At 62.8% G+C, this 18,794-nt stretch carries 16 protein-coding genes and 2 pseudogenes; 5 read left to right on the forward strand and 13 right to left on the reverse strand.

Translation table 11 applies throughout. The annotated features are described in order from the left end of the window. Positions 1 to 659: 659 nt before the first annotated feature. The 4 genes and pseudogenes from AZG88_RS19830 to AZG88_RS53845 form a co-directional block, all read right to left on the reverse strand. A complete protein-coding gene (locus AZG88_RS19830; RefSeq protein WP_061698662.1) occupies positions 660 to 1,955 on the reverse strand; it encodes an MFS transporter in 1,296 nt (431 codons plus the stop codon). A gap of 172 nt (positions 1,956 to 2,127) precedes the next feature. Next, entirely contained in the window at positions 2,128 to 2,253 is a 126-nt protein-coding gene (locus tag AZG88_RS55045; RefSeq protein ID WP_269455046.1) for a hypothetical protein, read from the reverse strand. Continuing rightward, a pseudogene (locus AZG88_RS53840) lies at positions 2,222 to 2,377 on the reverse strand (acyclic terpene utilization AtuA family protein); the annotation flags it as partial. The pseudogene AZG88_RS53840 and the gene AZG88_RS55045, both read right to left, overlap by 32 nt. 774 nt (positions 2,378 to 3,151) lie before the next feature. Then, positions 3,152 to 3,562: a tyrosine-type recombinase/integrase gene (locus AZG88_RS53845; RefSeq protein WP_231914100.1), complete on the reverse strand. Its 411-nt coding sequence runs from the start codon at positions 3,560 to 3,562 to the stop codon at positions 3,152 to 3,154. 342 nt (positions 3,563 to 3,904) lie between these two features. On the opposite strand from AZG88_RS53845, the gene AZG88_RS52695 reads away from it, so the two are divergent. Next, the gene (locus AZG88_RS52695) at positions 3,905 to 4,243 is read left to right on the forward strand and encodes a hypothetical protein (RefSeq protein WP_061698663.1); all 339 of its coding nucleotides are present in this window, start codon (positions 3,905 to 3,907) and stop codon (positions 4,241 to 4,243) included. A gap of 58 nt (positions 4,244 to 4,301) precedes the next feature. Here the strand turns inward: AZG88_RS52695 and AZG88_RS19845 are convergent. The 9 genes and pseudogenes from AZG88_RS19845 to AZG88_RS19885 form a co-directional block, all read right to left on the reverse strand. Further along, positions 4,302 to 4,673, reverse strand: a pseudogene (locus tag AZG88_RS19845) (transposase); the annotation flags it as partial. 48 nt (positions 4,674 to 4,721) lie between these two features. Further along, positions 4,722 to 5,552: a mycofactocin-coupled SDR family oxidoreductase gene (locus tag AZG88_RS19850; protein WP_061698664.1), complete on the reverse strand. Its 831-nt coding sequence runs from the start codon at positions 5,550 to 5,552 to the stop codon at positions 4,722 to 4,724. Positions 5,553 to 5,617: 65 nt separating this feature from the next. After that, the gene (locus tag AZG88_RS19855) at positions 5,618 to 7,069 is read right to left on the reverse strand and encodes an aldehyde dehydrogenase family protein (RefSeq protein WP_061698665.1); all 1,452 of its coding nucleotides are present in this window, start codon (positions 7,067 to 7,069) and stop codon (positions 5,618 to 5,620) included. 204 nt (positions 7,070 to 7,273) lie between these two features. Beyond that, on the reverse strand, positions 7,274 to 8,062 hold the full coding sequence (locus AZG88_RS50170) for a tyrosine-protein phosphatase (protein WP_082833397.1): 789 nt from the start codon (positions 8,060 to 8,062) through the stop codon (positions 7,274 to 7,276). Then, positions 8,007 to 9,002, reverse strand: a complete 996-nt coding sequence (locus AZG88_RS19865; RefSeq protein ID WP_061698667.1) for a DUF7064 domain-containing protein — start codon at positions 9,000 to 9,002, stop codon at positions 8,007 to 8,009. Before AZG88_RS19865 ends, AZG88_RS50170 begins: the two co-directional genes overlap by 56 nt. A 28-nt stretch (positions 9,003 to 9,030) precedes the next feature. Next, positions 9,031 to 9,558 carry a hypothetical protein gene (locus AZG88_RS19870; RefSeq protein WP_061698668.1) on the reverse strand — a complete coding sequence of 176 codons (528 nt, stop codon included), beginning with the start codon at positions 9,556 to 9,558 and terminating at the stop codon, positions 9,031 to 9,033. Then, positions 9,558 to 10,805, reverse strand: coding sequence for a phosphotransferase family protein (locus AZG88_RS19875; protein ID WP_197487876.1), 1,248 nt, complete (start codon positions 10,803 to 10,805; stop codon positions 9,558 to 9,560). The genes AZG88_RS19870 and AZG88_RS19875 overlap by 1 nt, the downstream gene beginning before the upstream one ends. 62 nt (positions 10,806 to 10,867) lie before the next feature. Then, the gene (locus AZG88_RS19880; RefSeq protein ID WP_063886846.1) at positions 10,868 to 12,232 is read right to left on the reverse strand and encodes an MFS transporter; all 1,365 of its coding nucleotides are present in this window, start codon (positions 12,230 to 12,232) and stop codon (positions 10,868 to 10,870) included. Between the two features lie 255 nt (positions 12,233 to 12,487). After that, positions 12,488 to 13,246 (reverse strand): SDR family NAD(P)-dependent oxidoreductase, encoded by a 759-nt coding sequence (locus tag AZG88_RS19885; protein WP_061698670.1) that lies wholly within the window; start codon positions 13,244 to 13,246, stop codon positions 12,488 to 12,490. 646 nt (positions 13,247 to 13,892) lie between these two features. On the opposite strand from AZG88_RS19885, the gene AZG88_RS19890 reads away from it, so the two are divergent. The 4 genes from AZG88_RS19890 (at position 13,893) to AZG88_RS19905 (ending at position 18,761) form a co-directional block, all read left to right on the forward strand. Beyond that, positions 13,893 to 15,404 (forward strand): GAF domain-containing protein, encoded by a 1,512-nt coding sequence (locus tag AZG88_RS19890; protein ID WP_061698671.1) that lies wholly within the window; start codon positions 13,893 to 13,895, stop codon positions 15,402 to 15,404. Between the two features lie 31 nt (positions 15,405 to 15,435). Then, a complete protein-coding gene (locus tag AZG88_RS19895) occupies positions 15,436 to 16,083 on the forward strand; it encodes a response regulator (protein ID WP_061698672.1) in 648 nt (215 codons plus the stop codon). A gap of 558 nt (positions 16,084 to 16,641) precedes the next feature. After that, complete coding sequence (locus AZG88_RS19900; RefSeq protein WP_061698673.1) at positions 16,642 to 17,838, forward strand: CaiB/BaiF CoA transferase family protein; 1,197 nt, start codon at positions 16,642 to 16,644, stop codon at positions 17,836 to 17,838. Beyond that, positions 17,835 to 18,761 carry an alpha/beta hydrolase gene (locus AZG88_RS19905; protein ID WP_061698674.1) on the forward strand — a complete coding sequence of 309 codons (927 nt, stop codon included), beginning with the start codon at positions 17,835 to 17,837 and terminating at the stop codon, positions 18,759 to 18,761. Before AZG88_RS19900 ends, AZG88_RS19905 begins: the two co-directional genes overlap by 4 nt. Positions 18,762 to 18,794 lie beyond the last annotated feature (33 nt).

Raw genomic sequence — 18,794 nt, forward strand, 5'->3', positions numbered from 1 at the left:
TCGAAACTTGAGTGCCAATCGCTTCCGTGTGCAGATCCTGCCGCCTGACGGAGCACATGGGCGTGGAGGAGTATCTCGGTGCCATCGATGGCGGCGACCAGGTTCGAATCGCGAAGAACTGCCAGCACGACGCCGGTAGCGGGCAGTTCTGGTACCTCAACGTGTAGGCGGCGAAAGTCGTCCGTCTCGCGAACATCCAGAGAGCTATCGGTAACATCCAGGATCACAGCACTTCGCTCCTTTGATTTTGACTATGCCGACTCGTCGGCCTCGGGCTCGCACGTAGCACGGGGGGCGTCACGGCAACGTCCTCCCCGACTGGAGTTGACCCCGTGTGATGGGCACAGGTTTAGGCGGCTTCTGAGGACCTGGCGGTCCCCGTCAATCAACGTTCCCGTGGATCGACGGACCCGACTTGCCAGTGCCCGACCGATACCGCTGGAGGCAGCGATAGTCATGGCGGTGGGCAGATCGACAGCTGACTCTGCCGATCTGCCCACTCATAGGTTGCCGACGTGGAACGCCGAACCGCTATTCCGAGAATCCCCACCAGTCCACAAGCACACCATCATTCGGGATCACTCCTGCAGTAGCGCGTTCAACTTGTTCCCCCACAACGCGTCCGCGATCTCGATATCTGTCGCCCAGGTAGGTTGCCACTACGCTCGATTCTCCAGTGCGGCCGATGGAGTTGCGCGTCGTGCAGTTGCCCAGTAGAGGGCCATCAACAGCGCAGCCACCGCAAAGAGCGCAGAACCGACATAGCTGGCAACAGTGTAGCTACCCGTAGAGTCTCGAAGTGTTCCAAAGACGTACGGACCACTGAGTCCACCGACCGCATTGACTGCGTACACGGCGGAGAAAAGAGTACCGAAGTGCTTTCGACCGTGGTCCCGCAACATGAAGTAGGCAATGATATCTCCCTCGGCGCCTTGGCTCACCGAGACCGCCATGGCTGCAATGATGATCACGACAGGTAGTAGCAGCGCGAAGTTGGCCAAGCCGATTGCGCCGACGGCTGAGATGAGGAAGATACCGATAGCCACCGGGTAGCGCGACACGATGTCGAGCAGCACGCCGGCCCCCAGGCGTCCGATGAGTACACCGACAGTGATCAACGTCGTGGCGGTTGTCGCCAACACTACGCTGAAGCCGCCGTCGAGCATGATCGGCTGCATGTGTGCGAGGAATCCTTGTGTGGTTCCATATGCGAGCACCGAAGCGAGAGCAAAAATCCAGAAGCGGTATGACATGAGTATCTTACGTGGCGCGATGTCCTCTGCGGTGCTCGCATGCTCCGATACCCTGGCACCTTCGACGTGGTCTTCTGGCCGCGTCTTGAGGCCGATGAGGACCGCTGGCAGAGCGATGACGAGGATACATCCTGCGAGAAGCAGATATCCGGCCTTCCAGCTGAAGGTATAGATCACAAAGGCGACCAGCGGTACTGCGATGAGAGGCATCGCCGCGCCCCCCGCCCCGACCAGGCCGAAGGCCTTACCCGCGCCCTTTTCGAACCAGCTTGCCACCGCTCGGTTGATGGGGACGATGTAACCGACCGCACCAAAGATTCCCATGAGAACCGCTAGCGCGTAAAAGGTCGCGAGATTGAGCGGGGTGAACGCGAAGACGACCAATACGACTGTGTAAGCTGCTAATCCGGATGCTACGACGCGCCGAGCGCCGTACCGGTCCGCAAGTCGCCCGGCCACCGGGCTGAACGCCGCGAAGATCGCGGTGAGTAGAGGCGAGATGAGTACCTGATTTCTACTCCAACCTGTGGCCTCGATGGTGGGGTTGATGAATACGCTCGCCGTAGTGAGGAGGAGAACCGGACCTGCGCCATAGGCGAGTGCGGCAGCGAGCACAACCGTCCAGCCGCGACGCCACTCCTCTCGTTCGGGAGGGTCGTACTGTACGTCGTCAGTAGCGTGAGATGCGTTGGTCTGCGTCATTGCAATGATTCCTTGTCTGGGCAACGGGCCCTCCGCGAGTTCGCGGACGTTTACGCCCTTGAGATCGCGAACGGTATACGCACACAGCCATGCGGAGTGCATGCGCTGATCGGAGAAAAGGTCGCGTGCACGACCTGTGTGTTGTGCGAGTTGTTGGCCGAATCGTTCATGACTACTCGATTACGGCACGCTGTCGAAGCTCGGCGAGATCCGCCGCCCTGAGTGCGAGCACTTCCGCGAGAACGGCCTCCGTGTCCTCGCCGAGTTGGGGAGCGGCCCCGCCCGCAGTGAATCTCATAGAGCAGCTGCGCAGTCACCGTGTCGGTGTTCACAGTTCCCCCGGACCCAACTGGTTTGGTGATCACAGCGCTGGCATCCGCGCGGATCTCCGCGATGGGAAGACCAGGCAGGCCGAGGTCAGGAAACTAGTTGCCACGCCCCTTGTGGGCGAAGGCCCCGGGAGCTCAGCCCGAAGTAGCCGCCAGCAATCGCTGTCCAATTGCTGGCAGCGTTGTCCGTACGGTTTGAGATACGGCGCGGATGGCGGTCACGCTGCGGCTCACGGTGGGAGGCCGAAGCGGCGTTAGCATTGACTAGCGGTGCGCTCAGCGGCAGAGTACGGCGCAGCGCTCACGATCAGCACGCCTCCTGCGGACGGCTTGTCGAGCACCGCTGCTTTTGTTTCTGACTGCCGGGAAGCCGGGGTTCAGATTCGTCGAGAAGGATACCCATGTGGATCGGCGGACTGCACGCGACTGGGTGGGCGGCGGCTCACAGTTTGCGACGTTGCGACGTTGCGACGTTGCGACGTTGCGACGTTGCGACGTTGCGACGATCAGATCAAAGAAATGATGATCGACAGTAGAAGGTAAGCCAGATGTACAGCGCATAAGTCGCGGCCGCCGGAGACGGCCGAAGTCTTTCTGCGGCCATCAATTCCCGGCATCGAATGATCGGTGTACACCGGTAGTGGCCTGCCGCAACCTAGGTTTGTCCACTAACAATCCGAGCCGACGAGGTCGTGAACCGGTGGACCGCCGACCGTGCTGGCTGGCGTTCGGGCGCCAGAAGATCATGTCGCCGCGCTGCATCGACAGGGGCCACCGGCCACAGCTACATCACCACGGCCCTTGTCGAACGAGGTCACCGACATGAGTTACGGGACCCGAGCTCGCCGCGTGCATCGAAATTCCGCATCATCGCCACCAACCCCCGACTCGACGATAGCCACGGTGGGTCCGCGCAGCACCACGAAGCACTCGGGTCCCCGACTCGACGATAGCCACGGTGGGTCCGCGCAGCACCACGAAGCACTCCGGTGTGACCAACCCGGGTGGCCGCTCGAGGCGCAGACAGGCCGATAGTTCGGTGAAGAACACCGCATCGACCGGCACCACACGCTCCTTCGAACCCTTGCCGAGCACCCGCAGCCGGCGTCGACCGAAATCCATGTCCGCCAACCGAAGCGACCGCACCTCGGCACTGCGCAGACCGCCGAGCAGCATCGCCCACACCATCGCCCGATCCCGATGGGTGCGCAGCGACGAGACGAACACGTCCGCCGCGTCGGCGTCGAGGGATTCGGGCAGCAACCGCGGCTGACGCACCGGCCGGCCCCGGCCCGGGGCCGGCCGGGCCCGAGATGCCCGAGCAGTCCCCGAGCCGACGGCCGGAGTCCCTGTCCGCGCCGGGGCGAGGGCACCGGATTGTCGGCGCGCACCCCGGTTGTCACCAGGTACTCGAACAACGCCCGCACCGCCGCGATCTGCCGGTTAATCGTCGACGCCGCCGCACGCTGCCGGCCGCGCCTCGGCGCTGCGCCGGGTCGGGGATCACGGCGCACACCCTGCCAGTCGATCCACTCGAACACGATCACCGGCGTCACCGCCGCCAATCCGAGATCGCGGTCGATCAGGAACCAGGTTCAGTGCACGTGCGGATATCCGCCGGTGACACACGCCACCATCGACTACATTGCGCAACGCACAGCGGAAGGCAAGTCCGAGCGCGAGATCATCCGCTGCCTCAAACGCTTCGCCGCGCGCGAGGTTTTCAAGATCATCCAGAATCCGTTGCCAGTGAATAACGGCACTGGCCGACTTCGACAACGTCGCCGAACACTGGCCATCCCGATCACCACGGTGGCAACCGCACACTCGCGGTTCCCTACCAGCGCGTACGACGTCTCAAGATCGGGCCTCGACCCCGACCTCGCCGCCACCTACTCGCGGTGCCTCACCGACCGCGAGCAGCAGTCCAGCTCCCTATCCCTGGCCGACACGGCTTGACAGCAATAGGAGCATTCATCTTCATGGACGCAACCCCCGCCGGATCACGATCGTCCCTCGGCCCGGTCAGCGATCCCCATTTTTCGCCCGCACGCTCGCAGCGTCCAGGATCGCTGCCGTCCAGTCGAGTTCACCGGCGCTACCGAGGCGGTCGAGCACCTCGCGGTGCAGTCTCTCGAACACCCCGGCCGCCGCCCAGACGGTAAACCTTCGGTGCGCGGTAGGAACGGTGACCCCGAACGAGGGCGGCAGATGCCGCCACGCACATCCACTGGTCAGCACGTACACACACGATCGCGGTGAACACCGCCCGATCATCCACCGGTGCCCTGCCACCTCCCTGCGGCCGCGCGGCGCATCGCGGAATCAACGGTTCGACGATCTCCCACAACGCATCCGGCACCAACCGCAGTGACAACCCATCTAACACGCGTCACGTTATGTCCCACATGTCACTTCATCCACATGAGACACGCTCTTAGATTTGCGTGCAGCCGAGGTCAACGGGAATGGCTGCCGCGGTGACGTAGCGTGCCATCGGCGAGGTCAGCCACACGATGGCGTTGCTGATGTCGACGGGCTCGATGAAGGCGTTCGGCAGCATACTCATTGCGTCGAAGAACGGCTGCACATCTTCGAGCGTCACCTTCTCCTTGTCGGGGAGGAACGACTGGAAGAGGTGCGGGTTGTTGACCATGTCCGTCAGCATCGCTGTCGGGTGCACGGTGTTGACTCGGATGTTGTGCTGCCCAAGCTCGCCGGCGAGGCTTCGAGCGAGCCCGACGACACCATGCTTGGCTGCTGTGTAGTGAGCCAGCCCCTGATGGCCCTTCAGGCCGGCGGTCGAACTCGTGATGACTATGCTTCCGCCGTCGCCCTGGTCTATCAGGTACGGAATCGTGGGTGAAATGGTGTTCCATGCACCGGTCAGGCATACATCCACTGTGACGGCCCACTTCTCGGGGGTGATCTCCGGCGCCGGGCAAGAGGTCAACACGCCCGCGTTTGCGCAGACAATATCGATCCGTCCAAGTTTGCTGACGCCGGTCTTGACTGCTTCGCTCATGGCGTTGGCATCACGCACATCGGCCTGGATGGCTACTATGCGCTTACCTTCGGCCTCGACGAGCTTGACCGTGTGTTGGAGATCCTCGGGTGTGGGTCCCGGGTAGACCATCGTCTCCATGTCGCGGCAGATATCGATGGCGATAATGTCGGCGCCTTCCTCGGCGAGGCGGGTCGCGTGCGAACGTCCCTGTCCTCGCGCCGCGCCCGTGATGAGTGCAACCTTGCCTTCGAGCAGTCCCATTTCTGTGTCCTTTCTCTTGTCGCTGCTGTGTGCAGCGATCCATGATGTCGAGTCGTGTGCTGGATTCAGAGTTTGATCGTGACTGTCTTGACCTGGGTGTAGTGGTGCAGCGCCTCGAGCCCCTTTTCACGCCCGATCCCTGACTTCTTGAAACCCCCGAACGGTGTTTCGACGTGATCCATGAGGTACTCGTTGACGGTCACGGTTCCTGCTTGCAGGTGCCTCGGCACCCTGTGGGCGCGTGAGACGTCGGTCGTCCAAATTCCTGCGTAGAGACCGAACTCGGTATCATTGGCGAGGCGAATGGCATGATCCTCGTCGTCGAAGGGCATGACTGCGGTAACGGGGCCGAAGATCTCCTCGCGCATGATCCGCATGTCGGGATTGACGTCGGTGTAGACAGTGGGTTCGACGAACTGCCCTCCCGCTACGGATTCGCCGGATGCCGGGCGGCCACCGACCCTGGCGACAGCGCCCTCTTTAGTAGCGGTGTGGAAGTACTCCTGGACGTGAGTGAACTGAGCGGGTGTGACGATGGGGCTGAGCTCGATACCGGGCCTGACCTGTGACACCACCCCTACCAGCTTGTCGAGGAACTCGTCGTAGACACTCCTTTGCACCAGAATTCGACTTCCGGCGATGCACATCTGACCGGCGAGACCAACGAAGCCAACCATCGATCCGCTTGCCGCGAGGTCGAGGTCCGCGTCGGCGAAGACGATGTTCGCGGACTTTCCCCCGAGTTCGAGTGTGCAGGGGACAACGCGGTCCGCGGCAATCCTGCCGATCGCCCGTCCAGTGCGTAGTGACCCGGTGAACGAGATCTTGCTGACGGCAGGGTGCCGCACGAGCGCCTCACCAACGTCCTGTCCCGAGCCGCAAACAACGTTGAGAACACCGTCAGGCAGACCTGCTTCAGACGCGAGTTTGGCGAGCTCGATTGTGCTCGAAGACGTGTACTCCGAGGGCTTGACCACCACGACGTTTCCGGTGGCCAAGGCTGGTGCTACTGCTCTGGCTGCCTGGTTCAAGGGCGCGTTCCATGGTGTCACGATGGCGACCACACCGAACGGACTGCGTGATGCGTAGGAGTGGTAGTCCGCTCCGAGGCCGATCACTTCTCCGTTGTGCGCGTTGACCAGTCCGCCGTAGAATTCGAAGAATCCTGCAGCTCCCTCGATCTGGGATCGGACTTCTACATCTGTCTGGCCTGTCTCGGAGGATTCGAGCGCGATGAGATGGTCTGCGTTGTTGCGAATGATCTGCGCAACCGCCGTCAGTAGGCGGCCCCGCTCGATTGGACGCCGCGACTCCCAAGCGCCAGCGGCTGCCGAGGCCGCTGTGACTGCGCGGTTCACATCTTCCGGCCCGCCGAGTGCGATCTCACTGACCAGGTGGCCGGTCCGGGGACTGGTTCGGCTGAGGTAGTCCGTTGCCGAATCCGACGTGATGCCGCCAATCCAGTGCCCGACTCGCCGTGCGGACTGGGAGGTCTTGTTATCTGTGCTTGCAGTCATTCTCGTCTCCTTTCCATGCAAATTTGTCTTCGTTTGTCGGCAGATGAGTGCCCGCTTGGTGGCGAACCAACTGCTCGGTGGACGCCCGTCGCGTCCTTTCCGGTGGCTTCATCTGTCCCGCATCTGATACGGAGCTCGAAGTCTGATCTCATCGACGCACATCCCCCGCTGCGCCGAAGCGAAGTTCATCGCTTTCTTTGCGCGTCAGTCCGTCAGAATCGCGTCTCGGTAACGGGTGATCGCCTCTGGCGACAGGCCGTGTACGGTCAGCCAGTTCTCTGCGCCTCCCCATCTGGACTCGAGCCAGTCGAGGAAGGACTCGATCTTTTCCTGGTTTGGGATATGCCGTTCGTACGGAATCGCTTGCAATGCTTTCTCGTAGAAGGATTTGCTCGACACTCGCGCAATAACCTCGGGCAGTCCTATCTCCGTCAGGAGATAGTCCTGCACGATCTCGTTGCGGTCTACACCGGCGAGGGTAAGAAGGATGGCTGCCACCACACCGGTTCTGTCTTTGCCTCCGGCACAATGGAACAACGCCGGGTAGTTGGCAGGATCTGTGAGGATGGCGATGACCTTTACGACCGCGTCGGGGTCAGCGATCAGATACTGGTTGTAGTCGGCGGTCCACGAGTTTCCGGTCGGCAGGCTCAGCGGGATGTTGTGGTAGACGACGCCGTAGCTGCTTTCCCATTCCACTCGCTCGAACTCCACCTCTTCAGTGCGTCTGAGGTCGACGACCGTCCGTAGCCGGAGTGGGTTCGGCTCGGTGGTAGCACCATCGACGTCGAAGAACTCACTGCGGTATAGCTGTTGTGATCGAGTGTGCTGACCAGTTGGTGCGTTGCAGTCTCCGAGGTCGCGGATGTTGTTGGCGCCGTCGAGTGTGATGATTCGTTGGGTGTTGATAATGGTGTCCTTCCGCTCTCGTTTGGGGTCAGAAGAGCCGAGGGCCGTCGGCGGGCCACCGCCCGTGCGCGGCCACCAGGGTATCGATGGAGGTGTTGTCCATGACGACGCCGTAGCCCACCGCTTCGCCGAGCGTCCACTTCATCATCGAGTTCCAGCAGATGCTGCCGGGGTACGCGTACCAGGGCGCACCGACATCGGGAGAGGCGTGGAGGTGGAAATGCCGTCCACGGGTGTCGGTCAGCTCGGCTTCGAGCGTTGCGAGCATCCCGCCGAACCGGTTCGCGGTGTAGTGGCCCTCGACGACGCCATACACCTCACCGTTGTCGAAGACATACCCGTGGGCGACCTCAGTTCGCGCCCTTCCCGGTGCTGTCAGGTCGCGTGGCGCGCGAAAGTGGAAGGCGAGGTCGTCACCGAAGTTGGCATTGATTGAGTTCATGGCCTGGATGCCTTCGGGACGCGGACCCCAGCTTCGGTCCATTCGCTCGATGCAGTCGACGCGGAACTCTCGGCCTCGGATGGTCAGCGTGCCGGTGATCCGCCCGGTCATGTCGAAGTGACCCTTGTAGGCCGACCCGGAACTCGAGTTGGCCAGGCGCTCTTCCTCGGTACGGCCGGCTCGCGGGCTGTGGGCCGGATCGTGAATGTCGAATGGCTCCATGACACCGTTCCAGTCGACATGGATTTCTGTCCCGTCGGTTCCGACGTAGTCGATGCGGTAGTCGCGCGGCGGCGTGTGAGCGGTGATCTTCAGCCCCATCGGTGAGTCGAGCTTTGCCCATTCGACGGGCGCCGGGAGGTGGTTCCGTACGTTGTAGTGCAGCAACTCGGACCTGGTGTCGGTGAGCGATCCGTACACGTAGACCTCGTTGGTCATCACGCCGAGCTCGGGGCGGACCACAACATATACGTGCGCGAGGAGGTGCTCCTCCGGCACCGGCACCGGGAAGAAGTAGGTTTCGGCCCATTCGTATCCTGCGCCGGGAGGGTTCTGGTATTTCAGTTCATCAGCGGTGATCACGGTTCATTCCTTCTGTTTGCGTGGACGGTCAGATCGCGAAGGCCGTTTCGATCGACGGAACCTTCGACGGGTCCGGCTCCCAGCCCTGCGGCAGGACCCAGGCGCGGCGGGCGTCGAGGATCGGCTCGGATGCGATCAGGACGGTCCGCTCGATCCGGTCTCTCGTCGCGGAGTCCGCCGTAATCGTCGCGCGGACCAGCGCCGAGATGACCCCTGCCAGGCGTTCGGTGGCTGTCTCGAGATCGGGTACCTTCGCTCCTGCCTCGCGCAGGAGCCGCTCGCCCTCGGCGAGCGCCGATGCGAGGGCGTCCGCGATCTCGGACGACACTGTCGGTGCGTCGGAAACGAGTTCGCGTCCCAGGGACACGTTGTGGTGCAACTGGAATCGGATACGGTCGTAGTAGTAGTCGAGTCGGCTCTCGAGCTGAGCGATGAGCTTCGAGACAATACGTGCCTGCTCGAGAGCGAGGGGGTGCCCCGGATCGATTGCAGGAATGACTACTTCATCGAGCGCCCGCACTGCAGCGGTGAGGGCATTCTTCGTGGTGTTCACCATCAGTTCTCCTCCAAGAGTGCGGTACGCATCTCGTCTGCAATCAGATAGGCGGCGCCTTCGAGCCAGGCGAGTAGTACATCCTGGTGCGAGCGTCCGAGCCGGACCACTCGGTACGCCGAACCCAGCGTCGAGACGACCAGCTGGTAGCTGTTGAGCACCCGGTAATAGCGGAGCCTCTTCTGATCGACGTTCAAACCGGAGACTTCGGTGTACTGCCGGTAGAACTCGTCCAGAGGGATGAGACCGGACACCAGAAAGGTTCCGTCGGCGTCGTAGTTGCCGAACTGGAGCAGCGTGATCCACGCAAGATCGCGATGACGGTCCCCGAGGTGTCCGCGCTCCCAGTCCAGCCAGACGTTGATCCGGCCGGTGGGCTCGTCGAACAGGAAGTTTCCCGTTCGGTAGTCCCCGTGGATAACGCTCACGCGGTCCAGGATTGGTGCGTTTCGCTCGAGCCAGTTCGCCGCGACCTCGAGGATCGGAAACTCCTCGCCTCGGTCTTCCTCCCACACCCGGCGTGCGCGGTTGAGTTGCGCTAGCGCGCTTTGCGTCGTCCCTGTCTCTGGGTGATCAAATGAGGGCAGATCGGCGGAGGACGCATCGAAGGTGTGAATCGCGGCAAGGTGCTCGACGAACTGACGCCCGAGGGATGCCCTGAGCTCGGGGGTGAACTTACTGCCGACTCCGGTTGCTCGGCCCTCAACGTTGCTGGGAACCGTGACACCAGCTGAGAACTCGTACACGAGCGCAGGTTCCGGGAACCAGCGGCCCTCATCATCGACCCAGAACGCCCGCGGCACCGGCACAGTTCCCGCGAAAGCATTGATCAGTTCGAGTTCCCGCTTGCGACTGGTCGCGTTCAGCGATTCCTGCGGTTCCATCCTGATGACCATCTCTGTGGTCGTGCGCGTTCCCTCATCTTCCCATTCGAGGGTGAACGCCATCTGGATCTTCGACGCTCCGCCGGAGAGCCACCGCTGCCGCGACACCGTGAAGTCACCCTCGACGTGGGCCTCGAGGAAGTTCTGGAGGCACTCCGAGAGATTCTCCAACGACACTGCCTGAGCACGCGGAAGAGCTCGCCGGCGGAGTTTGCGTCGCAGCAACTCTTCGAACTCGCGCTCGGTCGGGTACGCGGTTTCCATTCGCCCGGCGAAGTCGTCGGCGGGCTGATCCCGGAAGGCATCGTCGATACCGAAGATGGCTTCCAGATGTCGGCTTCCGTGATCTTTCAAAATCACACTCACTGTCTTAATCTCCTTTTTCTCGAAAGCTCAGCAACAGAGGCGTTCTCGCGAACCTCGATTGCTCATACAGGTGCCGCGTCCGGATCGACTCGGGCTGCCTCAGGATGCGTCGGGGCCGATCCGCCGGGGGAGGTCGGAGCTTGCGAATCTCGGGTGGTGATCAAGAGAACCGCGCAACCGACCAGTAGGAGGGCGGCGAGCGCCCACAGGCTGCCATCGAGCGAACCTGTCATGTCGCTAATGCGACCGGTCACGATGGGGCTGACGAAGCCACTGAGGTTTCCGACCGAGTTCACCAGTGCGATACCACCTGCAGCGGCCGCGCCGGTCAGCATACTAGACGGGATAGAGAAAAAGATCGGGGCAGCGGAAAAGATTGCGCCCGTTGCGATAGACAACAGCGTGACCGTGGCGATGAGGCCAGAGACCTGAGTTGCGGCTATGAGTGCTACCACAGCGACAAGCGCGGCGCCTGTGATGTGCCAACGGCGTTCTCCGGTTCGGTCGGAGTGCCCGGCGATCGCGACCATCGCGCCCGCGGCGCAAAGGTAAGGTATGGCGACAACGAGCCCGAGCTGCCACGAGGGGAGATCGCTCTGCTCCGAGATGAGCGTGGGGAGCCAGAAATTGACGAGGTACACGCCAGCGGTCAGGCAGAAGTAGACGAAGCACAGGGTCCACACCTTCGCCGACGCGACAGCCGAGAGGAAAGACCCGTGCCGGCCCGCACTCTGCTGGGCTACTTCGACCGCGTCCTCCAGATAGTCCTTCTCAGCCGGGGTCAGCCACTTCGCCGTCGCGGGCTTGTCAGCGAGAACCTTGAACACCATCATCCCAAGGATGACTGTGGGAATTCCTTCGAGGAGGAACATCCATCGCCATCCGCTCATGCCCATCCAGCCGTCCGTGACAGAGAGGATGAAACCGGACAGCGGCGCCCCGATCACTCCGGCCACGGCGGAAGCGGTGAAGACCATCGCAATCATGCGCGCGAGTCGATGTCCTGGATACCAGTAGGTGAGGTACAGGAGCATCGCCGGAACGAACCCGGCCTCGAAGGTGCCAAGTAGGAACCGGAGAATGTAGAACGAGGCCTCCGAGTTGACGAACATCATCGCCGAGGACGTCAACCCCCACAGGACCATGATCCGGAAGAGGGTCTTCCTGATGCCGATCCGGTGCATCATGAGGTTGCTCGGCACCTCGAAGAGGAAGTAGCCGATGAAAAACAGGCCAGCACCCAGACCGTATGCGGTGGCGCTGAACTCGAGCTCGTCGGCGAGAGCCGCCTTGGCGAATCCGACATTCATCCGGTCGATGTATGCGAAGCAGAACGCGGCGAAGAGGAAGGGCACGATTCTCCGCGCCACTTTTCGATAGACATGAGCCCCTACAATGGGTCCATCGGATTGGTCGGTTGTGTACATCTGGTCTCCATGGTTGCCAGGGTCGACCCGCCGCGATGACGGGTTGATGTGGGGAGTTCGAGCGACCTGCTCGATTGTGGTTGTCGATGAGTCAGACACGACTTGACGCTGTTGGCATTCGTTGCATCAGAGGGGCCCGTCCTCCGCCGTATATGCACGGTGAGTGCGTGACTCGGCTGTGCTCCGCCCCGGCAAGCACTGGTGGTGGGTCAAGCCTCGCGAGCAGCGCTGTGGCGTGGATGAATTCACACCTGATCACGGCATGTACGCTCCCCCGTTCACATCGATCACTGCGCCGTTGATGTACGAGCTCTGTTCGGAAGCCAGGAATCCCACAGCCGCCGCAATCTCCCCCACTTCCCCCACACGCCCGAGCGGAATCGAGTTGACAGCGGACTGCACCACTTCGGGGGTGGCCTTGTTCGCGAGCGGTGTCGAGATCCTTCCGGGCGCGACGGTGTTCGAGGTGACACCGCTGTTTGCCGCCTCGCCGGCAGTGAACCGGGTCAATCCGAGCAGGCCCGCCTTGCTGGCGCCGTATGCCGAGTTGGCGCCTGGGTAGTACATGTGCGCTGCCCGGGAAGCAATGTTGACGATCCGGCCCCACCCTCGCGCCTTCATACGTGGAAGAAATCCTCGTGTCAGCAGGAATGGCGCTGTCAGGTTGATCGCGAGCGTGCGGTCCCAGTCGTCGTCCTCGAGCTCGTCGACCGGTGGTTGCTCACCATTCGGGAGGTACACATTGATACCCGCGCAGTTGATCAGGGCGTCGCATCCGTCGTAGGTGCTGTGCATCCAGTCGACGAACTCACGCAGTGCCGCTCGGTTTGCAAGATCGGCGTGGTAGGTGAAAGAACCGTGCTGCGCATCCGTAAAACCAGCCTCGAATTCCGCGGCGGGTACACGGTCGACGGCAACGACGACGTATCCGTCGTCGGCGAGGCGCGTGCATACGGCTCGGCCGATGCCGCCCGCGCCGCCCGTCACGACGGCAACGCGATCACGCTGTGCCATGGATGTCCCCTTTTGTTGACCTGAGATGGCCGCTGGTCCGTACCGCTTCGGATGCCGAGACGGCCACCCGGGCAGGGACGCGAGGAACGGACCCGAGGGCCTCGTATGGTGGCGCTTCCTGCCCGATGCGCTCTATACAATCACACTGTGATGGCAGTCACTGAGAGTCTGGGGACTCGGCATCGGCAGGACATTTGTCGTATCCGCGACGCGGCGACGACGTCTATCTGTCCACTTTTGCGCTGCACATCTGGCCAGTTCGCAGTACTCGTGACGGGCTCGGCGGGGTCACGCTCACCACACTGCTGTGAGAGTCGCCCGACGCCGCTACCGGAGTGCAGCTCTCATGCTTCCTTGCCATCTCTGTTGGCACTGCGCTCCCGACACGCTGCATCCCGCCATAACCGACCGGTTGGTAGTCAGCGCCATCAGAGCCGAGCACGGCGTGCGGTGCACCCGAACGGGCAACCCCTCGGACGCGTACGGCTCGAGGATCCTGGCGTCACCACTTCAGCTGTCACAGCTGGCGCCTTCGGTGGCTTAGAGTCGACCCACGCGCCCACCGGCCGGGCTACCCGTTCGGCTTGGACCACACGTCCCCGGTCGGTCCCGTAGATCCCCTCTCCCACTGAAGAACTGTGCTGACATGACATTCGACGAGTCCATCACCTCGGCTGCCCTGCGGGCGCTGATCGATCGCAGTGACGACGGGCTGGCAATCCTTGATCCCCAGGGGCGGTTTCTCGCCGTGAACCCGGCCGGATGCCACCTCCTCGGCGCAGCGGTGTCAGACCTCATTGGTCGCAGGTCAGCCTTCGATGTCGAGGCCTCCCGTCTCCGCGACGGATCGGCACCGGCGAGGAACTTCGAGGGCTCGGTGTGGATAGCTGCTACGGAGATCGAGTTCGAGCTCGCCGCAGTCGACCTCGAACACGGGTGCGGCAATATCGTCCGTTTCGGGCCGACCAGTTCGGCGGTGCGCGACACGCGAGCACTCGAGGCCTTCACCCGAACGGCAGCGACGATTGCGTACGAGAACAGGCTCGATGTCGTTCTCGACAAGCTTGCTGAGGAGGTTCGGGAGACGGTGGGGATGGCGACGTGCGCGGTGATCCTGGTCGACGAGAAGAGTGGGTCGTTGAGGCACGCCGGCACCTCGGGACTTCCCGAAGACTACGGTGAGCGGATCGAGCAGTGCAGGCTGCTCGGGGCACCTCTCGCAACCACCCGGGGGATCGAGGAGGCGCGGGTTATCATCGCGCGCGGCTTCGTCAAGGAGGCGCTCGCGGACCCCCGGTGGAAGCCGGTGCACGCAATCCTGCGGACCATGGATTGGGACACGTACATCGTAGCGCCGCTCATCGCGCGCGAGAAGGTGATCGGGGCACTCGGCGGCTTTCTCACCGAAGATCGCGAGCCCGACAAGCGCGACATCCGCTTCATCGCGGCAATGGCCGACCAAGCAGCGATCGCCGTCGCCAACGCCCGGATGTTGTCCCGACTCGAACTCCAGGCGGCACGCGAGGAGCGCCGCAAGCTCGCCCGCGACATGCACGACTCCGTCACCCAGGCACTCTTCTCGCTCTCCCTGCGAACCAAGGCTCTCGAGTTGAGCGTCAAATCAGGCGAGCAAGTCAACCTTCCGGAGCAACTGAGTCAGATCCACACACTGGTGACCGGTGCCCAGGCGGAGATGCGCGCGTTGATCATGCACCGTCGACCGGCCCCACTCGACGAGGAGGGATTCGTTTCGGCGGTCCGCAAACATCTCGCCGCCGTAGCGGCTCGCGAAGACATCACCATCTCCGTGGAATGTGACAACGAGTTCTACGAGCTCGACGCGACGGTAGAGGAGGACCTTTTCATGGTGATCAGCGAAGCAATGCACAACGTGGTCAAACACTCCCGAGCCCAGTCTGCGTCCGTACGCATCCGCCGAGACGATGACGACGCATCGACACTGACCATCACCGTCGTCGACGACGGAGTCGGGATCCCCGATCGCCGAGACAGTCAAGGCACCTACGGTCTGCTCTCGATGACCGAACGAGTGACGGCCCACAACGGCCGTATTACCGTTACGCCAGGTGAGGGCTGCGGCGAACGCCGCGGAACCATCGTGTCAGTATCGATCCCGTGTCTGACGCAACACAGCTGAAGTCCCACGTCAGGAAACCGAGGTAGATCCATTGTCCGAGATCACGGTATTCATCGTCGACGATCATGCGCTGGTACGCCACGGCCTACGCGCATTCCTGCAGACCCAAAAGGATGTCACGGTCGTCGGTGAAGCAGAGAACGGGAAGCAAGCCGTCCACGAACTCCGCGCACGCGGGACGACGCAGACCCTGCCCGACGTCGTCCTGATGGACCTCGTCATGCCCGAACTCGACGGTGTCGGCGCAATTTCGACTCTGCACACGGAGCTCCCCGACCTCAAGATCGTGGCGCTGTCGAGCTTCTCCGAGACCGAGCGGGTACACGCTGCGCTGCAGGCCGGCGCCACAGGCTATCTCCTGAAGAACTCCGATCCTGAAGAGATCTCGGCCGCAATCCGGTCCGCACAGCGAGACCAGGTCCACCTCGATCCCGCGGTCGCCCGGGTGCTCGCCCGATCAATGCGCACGAGCCCCGCCACCGCACTGTCGGCGCGCGAACGCGAAGTACTCGCGCTGGTCGCCCAAGGGAACTCGAACCAGGAGATCGCCGACGCCTTGTTCATCAGCGAGCGCACCGCGCGCACACACGTCAGTCACATCATCTCGAAGTTGGGATTGTCCTCCCGAATCCAGGCCGCACTGTGGGCGATCAAGCAAGGAATCGTCACCATCTCATAGTGCCCGGCAACTGTCTGAATTGCCATCGCCTGGTCACCAGCATATGGCGACCAGGTCCTCTCGAAGCACGATTTCTCGGCTGGACCCGGATGATCCGCGAAATCGCCAGCCACCGCGATGCCCACAGCAACCACCCCACCCATCTGATGCGACGGGCCGTCGACTCCCAGTAACGGGGCCAGGTGCTCTCGCACTTGATCCGTGCCCAAGCGGATCCTCGCGTCCGTATACGCCGTACCGGGCCCGGCAGTGCACCGATGTGGGGTTTCGGACGCTGTGTCTGGGCGGTGCACGCCCGATCAGCCTGCGCCCCTCGACGCCGGTACGTCATTTGTCTCCCACAACAGGAGTCCCAGGACGCTTCAGTGATCCGCACCATCGCGGTTGACTGTGGTGATGCGAATCGCGTGCACAACGCTGGCCGGTCCGTCCTGCGCGAGCAGTGAGGCGAATCGACCGAACGCAGCTCGGACACAGTCGGCACTACGTCGAACACGCCCTGCGCGAAGTACGCCCACTGTGACTACTGCTGCCACAGAGAGGATTTGAAGGAGCACCATGACCGGTCCACTTAACGGCGTACGCGTCGTCGACCTCACCGCGGCTCTTGCCGGGCCCTACTGCACGATGATCCTCGCCGACCTCGGCGCCGACGTGATCAAGGTCGAACCACCCGGCGGTGAGGTCACACGCCGGGTAGGGCCCTACCCGCTCCAGGATGCCGGGCAGCAGCGACCGCTCGGCGGCTACTTCCAAAGCGTCAACCGCGGCAAGCGCAGCATCGTGCTCGACCTCAAGTCCCCCAGCGGACATGCCGAACTGATCGAGCTGGTTCGAACGGCCGATGTGCTCGTCGAGAACTTCGGCCCCGGCGTAGTCGATCGCCTGAACATCGCGTACGACTCTCTGAGGGAGGCGAACCCACGACTGGTGTACGCCTCCCTCAGCGGATTCGGTGCCGCATGGGCGGGCAAAAGTCCGTACATCGACTGGCCCGCGATGGACATCACCGTCCAGGCGATGGCGGGCGCGTTGAGCATCACCGGAACCGAGGACGGCAAGCCCGTCAAGATCGGTCCCGGTGTCGGCGACATCTTCCCCGGAACGATGCTCGCCGTCGGGATCCTGGCCGCGTTGCACGAGACGGCACGAACCGGCCGGGGCCAGCAGATCGACGTGGCGATGTTCGACGCGATGCTTTCGCTGTGCGAGCGAATCGTCTATCAGCACTCGTACACCGGTGCAGTCCCCAAGCCCATCGGTAACACCCACCCGATCCTTACCCCGTTTGATGTGCTCGAGACCAAGGATGGCTGGATAGCCATCGCCGCGACAACCCAACTGAGGTGGGAGGCGCTCTGTCGGATCATGCAGCGCCCCGAACTGATCGACGATCCCCGGTTCCGCAACGAGACCTGCCGAGTCGAGCATCGCGGCGAGATCCGGACAATCCTCGACGCCTGGGCAGGTGATCTTACGCGCGCGGAGATGAGCGAGAAGCTCGGCGGGAAGGTTCCCTACGGGCCAGTCAACGACATCCGTGACATCTTCGACGATCCGCATGCTTGGGCCCGCGACATGCTGGTCGAGATCGATAACCCCGGCTCCTCCCAGAAGGCGATCATCGCCGGACAACCAATTAAGTTCAGCCGAACACCCTCGACGGTCGCGACACGCGCCCCGCTCCTGGACGAGCACGCCGAGGCGATCCGGCACGAGGTCGAACAGCGCGAACTCCAGGAGACCCGCCGATGACAACCAACGGAAAGCACAGCACCGAGTTCACCGAACTCGTCGACAGCCTGCGCAGTGCACCATTTGCGGCGGACACCACGACCGTCCCTGAGCTCAGGGCGAACTTCGAACGCTTCGCCGCTTCCTTCTACGACCCGCCGCCCACCGAATTTGTTGCCGACCGCGCCGGGAACGTACCGGTCGAATGGACATACACGCAAGGATGCGACCGTTCCCGCGTCGTGATGTACCTCCACGGCGGTGGGTACAGTATCGGCTCCATTCCCGCCTACCGTGACATGTGCGCCCGGATATCTCACGGCACCGGGGCAGCAGTGTTGTCGGTGGACTATCGACTGGCCCCCGAGCACCGATTCCCGGCCGCCGTCGATGATTCGGTCGCCGCCTACCGTTGGCTCCTCTCCAAGGGATTCGCTCCCGCACAGATCGCCTTCGCGGGAGACTCCGCTGGTGGTGGTCTCACCGTTTCAACGCTCGTCGCGCTCCGAGATGCGGGCGCCGAGCTTCCGGCTGCAGCCGTGTGCATCTCACCGTTGACCGATCTCGCCCACACGGGTGCCTCGGTGCACGAGAAGGCGCACGCCGATCCCATCGTCACCCCGGAGGGCAGCCACGCCTACGGGGTGCGATACCTCGGCGAAGACGGAAATCTTGCCGACCCGCTCGCGTCTCCCCTCTACGCAGACCTGCACTCGCTGCCGCCGATACTGATTCAGGTCGGGACCTCCGAGTGCCTCCTGGACGATTCCCTGCGGCTGGCACGAAAACTACGAGACGCCGGCTCATTGGTCGATCTCGATGTCTGGCCCGAGATGATCCACATCTTCTCGTTCTTCGCCTCCCGCATCCCCGAGTCACGACGGGCCCTGGACTACGTGACGTCCTTCATCGCCGAACATCTCGGTCCACGCCCGACGGCCTGACCGAACACTACTGTTCCCTCGCCGATACGGAGT

The sequence above is a fragment of the Rhodococcus sp. LB1 genome (genome assembly GCF_001583455.1).
Taxonomy (GTDB): domain Bacteria; phylum Actinomycetota; class Actinomycetes; order Mycobacteriales; family Mycobacteriaceae; genus Rhodococcus_F; species Rhodococcus_F opacus.

Bases quoted from the DNA above. Each gene is read 5' to 3' on its own strand.
- AZG88_RS19830 (WP_061698662.1), bottom strand. From the start codon at position 1,955: ATGACGCAGACCAACGCATCTCACGCTACTGACGACGTACAGTACGAC.
- AZG88_RS55045 (WP_269455046.1), bottom strand. From the start codon at position 2,253: ATGAGATTCACTGCGGGCGGGGCCGCTCCCCAACTCGGCGAGGACACG.
- AZG88_RS19850 (WP_061698664.1), bottom strand. From the start codon at position 5,552: ATGGGACTGCTCGAAGGCAAGGTTGCACTCATCACGGGCGCGGCGCGA.
- AZG88_RS19855 (WP_061698665.1), bottom strand. From the start codon at position 7,069: ATGACTGCAAGCACAGATAACAAGACCTCCCAGTCCGCACGGCGAGTC.
- AZG88_RS19870 (WP_061698668.1), bottom strand. From the start codon at position 9,558: ATGGTGAACACCACGAAGAATGCCCTCACCGCTGCAGTGCGGGCGCTC.
- AZG88_RS19880 (WP_063886846.1), bottom strand. From the start codon at position 12,232: ATGTACACAACCGACCAATCCGATGGACCCATTGTAGGGGCTCATGTC.
- AZG88_RS19885 (WP_061698670.1), bottom strand. From the start codon at position 13,246: ATGGCACAGCGTGATCGCGTTGCCGTCGTGACGGGCGGCGCGGGCGGC.
- AZG88_RS19890 (WP_061698671.1), top strand. From the start codon at position 13,893: ATGACATTCGACGAGTCCATCACCTCGGCTGCCCTGCGGGCGCTGATC.
- AZG88_RS19900 (WP_061698673.1), top strand. From the start codon at position 16,642: ATGACCGGTCCACTTAACGGCGTACGCGTCGTCGACCTCACCGCGGCT.
- AZG88_RS19905 (WP_061698674.1), top strand. From the start codon at position 17,835: ATGACAACCAACGGAAAGCACAGCACCGAGTTCACCGAACTCGTCGAC.